The following is a 6044-nucleotide window of genomic DNA, read 5'->3' as shown; positions in this document are numbered from 1 at the left end:
GAGTCCATAAAAACGAATATAATAGTAGATTATGTGGGTGGGTCTTTCGATAAAAATTACTCAAATACAAATACGGAGCCTTTAAAATATGGTTTTACTAATTTTGGAATCACTCCTACTTTTGTGATGGAAGAGGACGATTGGACAATAAACATTGGTGCTGGCATTTTTTATAGTTTAGACAATGAAAAGAGCAACAATAAGTTTTTCATCTATCCGCAAGTTAATGCCAGTTACAAAGTCGTTGGGGATTTAATGATTTTTTATGCCGGAGCCGAAGGGAATTTGGAGCAAAATTCTTATTTGGATTTTGTCAATCAAAATACATATTTGTCTCCAGCTCTTAACATTGCCCCGACAGACAAACAATATGATATTTTTGCCGGTTTGAAGGGCAAGTTGGCAAACACTGTTAGTTACAATATGCGCGGCTCTTATGTGAATGAAAGAAACAAAGCATTGTTCAAAAGCAACGATTATAATGAGGATACAACAAATGAGGATTACGCTTTTGGAAATTCGATGCAGGTGGTATATGATGATATGAGAACATTGAGTTTTTCGGGAGATTTAAAAGCCAGTTTTTCAGATAACGTGACTTTCGGGGTAAGTGGAACTTTCAACAGTTATACCAATGATTTTCAGCAGGAAGCTTGGAGCTTGCCGGAAGTGAAATTCAACGCGAATATTGACTTTAATATCACGCCAAAATGGTTTGCAGGAGCTGCCGTTTTCTACGTTGGCGAACGCATGGACATACAGGGAAATACGGACAATATAAATGTGGTTGCTCCGAGTCCGATAACTCTAGACAGTTACTTTGATGTAAATGCAAATTTAGGATATAAACACAATGATCGATTGACCGGATTTATAAGAGCCAACAATATTGCCAACCAAGCCTATGAAAAATGGTTGAACTATCAAGTTCAAGGTTTTCAGTTGGTGGTAGGTGCAAATTATAAATTTGATTTTTAATTTATCCCATCCATTTAATTGCTGTTAGGTTCGTCAAATCGACATTAATTGATAAAAAAATGGCTTCCATATTCTGGAAGCCATTTTTTTATGTTTGCAAAAACTGTTATTCTGTAAATGGAACAGCGATTCTCATCTTGTCCCACCCCATATTCAGCACTATGCCGTTGTCAGCCTTGGTGAAAACCATTGAAAAGGCTTCAAGCGGTTCTTTTCCTTCGGTAACGGGAACTGTTAGTCGGGCGACATCGTTCTCAGGTTTATAATAGTAGGCTCCCCAAACGTTCAAGTCTTTATTTATGATGATCGTGTATGAATCTTTTTCAGGAATGGTGTACAAAGTATAAGTGCCCGCCTTAATTTTGGTTTCCCCTAATTTCATGTCCTTATAAAAGGTGATTTCAGCGGCTTCATTAGCGCCCGTTCTCCAAACCTTTCCGTTCGGTGCCAATTCGCTAAGACTGCGTCCTTTCAGTTGTGGCCTGCTGTAGGTGACTTTAGCGATTTTATCGGCCACTTTGTAATCGTTTGGAAAAGCAGCAACATCCATAGGACTTTTGTCCAAGTCAGGGAATTTTTGCGCATTCGCGTTAGAGAATAAAAGTATCATAAAGGCGAATGCAATTGTGGTAATAATAGATTTTTTCATGATCAGTATTAAAAGTTAGAATGTTAAAATTATTAATTATGTCCGTATAATGCTAAAAATTCGCATTAAAATTGGGGATAAGTTCGAAATCGGGTTCATATAAATCTGCGAGCCTCCGGAATAATAGTATAACTTTGGGCCCTGTGATTATGGTTGGGATGTCTCCGCTTCTTTTGTGAGTCTAACACTTCAGTCATGGAATCCATATTTTAAAATGAAAAAAAATGACTTTCAAACAAAAAACATATCGATATTACGTACAACTCGTTCAAGACAGAATCGATGTGTTTAGGGACATGATTGTCGCCCTTACCGAAGACTCTAAAAACGATGCTAAAGGTTCTGCTGGTGATAAGCATGAAACTGCCTTGTCGATGATGCATCTTGAACAAGAGAAACTCAATACTAAATTGAAGGAGGTTATCACCCAAAAAGCGATTCTGGACAAAATTGACCCTTGTAAAATAGCCCAAACGATAATCCTGGGAAGTTTGGTAAAAGCCAACGGTATCTATTTGTATATGAGTTTGGCCCTGCCAAAAATCAATATAGATGGAGTTAATGTTATCGCGTTATCGCCTCAATCACCGCTGGGGAATAAATTGATGGGAAATGTTGCAGGTTTTACTTTTGAGATTAACGGGACGACTTATCTAATAGAGGAGATTTTGTAGTTTTAAATTTTAAAATGCCCTGTTTTTTGGGACTCGGCGCCATAATTTAGGAAAGCTTACTATTGTCATTTTTAACTTCAAAACTGTTTCCATGAGTTTTTCAATTGCGTATTTCACACAAAACGCTTATTTTAGTTATAATCTATAACCAAATGTCTTACATGTGTTTTTCAATTGTAACCGTAATTGCATCTTTGCCTCATCAAAATAAACAAACAAATAAAAATATATAGTTATGTGCGGAATAGTATGTGCCTTTGATCTAAAACAAAAAGCGGAAGTTTTAAGACCTCAAGTGTTAGAAATGTCTAAAATTATCCGACACCGTGGACCGGACTGGAGCGGAATTTTCAGTAATGAAAAAGCGATTATGTCTCATGAACGATTGGCTATTGTTGACCCTGCTTCAGGTAAACAGCCTTTGTTCAGCGAGGACAAACAATTGATTTTAGCCGCAAACGGGGAAATTTACAACCACAGAGAATTACGCAAACAATTTGAAGGAAAATATAACTTTCAAACTGAAAGTGACTGCGAAGTTATTTTGGCTCTTTACAAAGAAAAAGGACCTCATTTTATAGACGAAATGAACGGTATTTTTGGATTTGCGATTTATGATGTAGAAAAAGACGAGTATTTTGTTGCCCGAGATCATATGGGGATTATTCCGTTATACATCGGTTGGGATCAACACGGAACTTTTTATGTGGCTTCAGAATTGAAAGCATTGGAAGGCTATTGCACCAAAATCCAGTTGTTTCCTCCAGGGCATTACATGAGTAGCAAAGACGGTGAATTTGTACAATGGTACAAAAGAGAATGGGTTGACTATGACGCCGTAAAAGACAACGTAACAAGTATTGAAGATATCAAAGTGGCTCTTGAAGCTGCCGTTCACAGACAATTGATGAGTGACGTGCCTTATGGTGTACTGCTTTCGGGAGGTTTGGATTCTTCCATCACTTCGGCCGTGGCCAAAAAATATGCCCAAAAACGTATTGAATCAGGAGATACAGTTGATGCCTGGTATCCGCAATTACACTCTTTTTCTGTAGGCTTGGATGGTTCGCCAGATTTGGCTGCAGCCCAAAAAGTAGCGGACCATATCGGTACCATTCACCACGAAATCAAATTCACGATTCAAGAAGGTTTGGATGCGGTTAAAGACGTGATTTATAACTTGGAAACCTATGATGTGACTACAATTAGAGCATCGACTCCAATGTGGTTGATGGCAAGAGTCATCAAGTCAATGGGAATTAAAATGGTATTGTCAGGTGAAGGGGCAGATGAACTTTTTGGAGGGTATTTATACTTTCACAAAGCACCAAACGCCCAAGAATTTCACGAAGAAACGGTTCGTAAATTAAGTAAGTTACATATGTACGATTGTCTTCGTGCCAACAAAAGTTTAGCGGCTTGGGGTATCGAAGGGCGTGTGCCGTTCTTGGACAAAGAATTTATGGATGTGGCCATGAGAGTCAACCCACAGGATAAAATGATCAACAAGGAGCACCCAATGGAGAAATGGGTTGTTCGTAAAGCATTTGAAGACATGTTGCCCGAAAGCATCGCCTGGAGACAAAAAGAGCAGTTTAGCGACGGAGTTGGTTACGGTTGGATTGATAACTTAAAAGAAGTGGTGGCTGTAGAAGTTTCGGATGAGCAATTGGCAAATGCAAAATACAAGTTTCCTCTGCAAACCCCAACTTCGAAAGAGGAATATTACTACCGTTCAATTTTTAACGAACATTTCCCGAGTGATGCTGCCGCATTATGTGTTCCACAGGAAGCTAGCGTGGCTTGTAGTACAAAAATTGCACTGGAATGGGATGAGGCTTTCAAGAACATGAATGACCCTTCTGGAAGAGCAGTTGCCAACGTGCATACAGATTCTTATGTAAAAGGATAAAATTTTTTAGTCGAAATATTAAAAAGAAAGGCGCTTTCCATTTGGGAAGCGTCTTTTTTGCGTTTATCAAAATAGGTAATCCTAATAATAAACTGGTATTTTCTTAAATAAGTAGGCCTAGTTTCTTTTTTATTAGGCTTCTTTTTTATATTAGCGTATCTAAACACTACATCATGAAACGCTATATTTTAATTTTCAGTCTGCTTGCGCTTACTTCTTGCCTAAAAAAGAATAAGACCGCTGTAGATACCATAGTCAAAAATGCCACTATTTACGCTGTCGATAAGGCATTTAGTACGGCAACTGCAATGGCTATTAGTGACGGTAAAATTGTTGCGATAGGCAGTGATGAAGACATTACAAATAAGTTTGAATCTGAAAATACCATCGAGGCAAAGGGCAAGTTTATTTACCCTGGTCTGATAGATGCGCATTGTCATTATTATGGTTTTGGACTTAGCCTTCAGGAAGTTGATTTGCGTGGTACTAAAAGTATGGAGGATGTGGTAAAGAGGATTCAAGACTTTCAAAAAGTAAAAAAATCAAATTTCATTGTTGGGAACGGCTGGGATCAGAACGATTGGAAAGTAAAAGAGTTTCCTTCCAAAGCTATTTTGGATACTTATTTCGCTGATATTCCTGTCGTTTTGAATAGAGTAGATGGTCATGCGATTATCGCTAACAGTAAAGCATTGGCGTTAGCTGGAATCACTAAAGACACAAAGGCCGTTGGTGGACAGATTGAAATTAAAAATGGCGAGCCAACGGGAATTTTGATAGATAATCCGATGGAGCTGGTTTTTAAAATAATTCCGAAACCAACTCGCACGACTCAAATTGCAGCTTTGTTGGATGCCGAAAAAGTAATGTTTGATTATGGTTTAACGACAGTAAATGACGCTGGTTTAGATCCTGATGTCATCAATTTGATAGACAGTTTGCAAAAGGCTAAGGCGATGAAATTAAATGTTTATGCTATGATTACAGCAAATCAAAAAAATATTGATTCGTATCTAAAAAAAGGAATTTACAAAACAGATAATTTAGATGTGCGTTCTTTTAAAATGTACGGAGATGGTGCTCTAGGTTCTCGAGGCGCCTGCCTTCACAAACCATATTCAGATATGCCCAATCAATATGGCGCCTTGTTGTCGCCCATTTCGGAATTGAGATCGATTGCACAACAAATAGCAAATTCTGATTTTCAATTGAATACACATGCTATTGGGGATTCTGCCAACACGGTTTTGTTAAAAATATACAAAGAAGCTTTGACAGGAAAGAAAGACAGAAGATGGAAAATCGAACATGCACAAGTTTTACGCGAGCAAGATTTTGATTATTTCAAATCGGGGATAATTCCTTCGGTACAGCCTACGCATGCCACTTCGGATATGTATTGGGCGGGGGACAGATTAGGGAAAGACCGTTTGAAAAACGCTTATGCTTATAAAAAATTGCTTCAGAAAGCGGGAATCATTGCTTTAGGGACTGATTTTCCCGTAGAGGAAGTGAACCCGATGTTGACTTTTCATGCGGCAGTAGCCAGAAAAGACAGCAAAGGATATCCAAAGGGCGGTTTCCAGACGGAAAATGCGTTGACAAGGGAGGAGACTTTGAAAGGAATGACGATTTGGGCTGCCTATAGTAATTTCGAAGAAAAAGAAAAAGGAAGTCTGGAGGTTGGGAAATGGGCTGATTTTGTCATCTTCGATAAGGATATAATGAAAATTGTGGAGAGCGAAATTCTTGAAATGAAGCCCTCTAATACATATTTAAAAGGAGTTAAGGTTAAATAATGGCTACGTTCGAATAGTCCTTTTACAAATAG

General features: G+C 38.3%; 4 protein-coding genes and 1 pseudogene. 4 read left to right on the top strand and 1 reads right to left on the bottom strand.

The genetic code is table 11. The features are described from left to right. Nucleotides 1-978: pseudogene (locus tag VIH09_RS04265) on the top strand (TonB-dependent receptor); the annotation flags it as partial. Between the two features lie 106 nt (nt 979-1084). Here the strand turns inward: VIH09_RS04265 and VIH09_RS04260 are convergent. Beyond that, on the bottom strand, nt 1085-1627 hold the full coding sequence (locus tag VIH09_RS04260) for a DUF2911 domain-containing protein (RefSeq protein ID WP_331578225.1): 543 nt from the start codon (nt 1625-1627) through the stop codon (nt 1085-1087). Nucleotides 1628-1851: 224 nt separating this feature from the next. On the opposite strand from VIH09_RS04260, the gene VIH09_RS04255 reads away from it, so the two are divergent. The 3 genes from VIH09_RS04255 to VIH09_RS04245 all read left to right on the top strand — a co-directional run bounded on the left by VIH09_RS04255 (nt 1852) and on the right by VIH09_RS04245 (nt 6012). After that, entirely contained in the window at nt 1852-2301 is a 450-nt protein-coding gene (locus tag VIH09_RS04255; protein ID WP_331578223.1) for a hypothetical protein, read from the top strand. A gap of 235 nt (nt 2302-2536) precedes the next feature. Further along, nucleotides 2537-4213: an asparagine synthase B gene (gene asnB / locus VIH09_RS04250; protein WP_331578221.1), complete on the top strand. Its 1677-nt coding sequence runs from the start codon at nt 2537-2539 to the stop codon at nt 4211-4213. Between the two features lie 173 nt (nt 4214-4386). Then, on the top strand, nt 4387-6012 hold the full coding sequence (locus tag VIH09_RS04245) for an amidohydrolase (RefSeq protein WP_331578219.1): 1626 nt from the start codon (nt 4387-4389) through the stop codon (nt 6010-6012). The last annotated feature ends 32 nt before the right edge of the window (nt 6013-6044 follow it).

Source organism: Flavobacterium sp. (assembly GCF_036515215.1).
Taxonomy (GTDB): Bacteria; Bacteroidota; Bacteroidia; order Flavobacteriales; family Flavobacteriaceae; genus Flavobacterium.
The sequence above is the reverse complement of the archived record's forward strand: the minus strand, read 5'-3'. Positions and strand labels throughout refer to the sequence as shown.

Bases quoted from the DNA above. Each gene is read 5' to 3' on its own strand.
- asnB (WP_331578221.1), top strand. From the start codon at position 2,537: ATGTGCGGAATAGTATGTGCCTTTGATCTAAAACAAAAAGCGGAAGTT.
- VIH09_RS04260 (WP_331578225.1), bottom strand. From the start codon at position 1,627: ATGAAAAAATCTATTATTACCACAATTGCATTCGCCTTTATGATACTT.
- VIH09_RS04245 (WP_331578219.1), top strand. From the start codon at position 4,387: ATGAAACGCTATATTTTAATTTTCAGTCTGCTTGCGCTTACTTCTTGC.
- VIH09_RS04255 (WP_331578223.1), top strand. From the start codon at position 1,852: ATGACTTTCAAACAAAAAACATATCGATATTACGTACAACTCGTTCAA.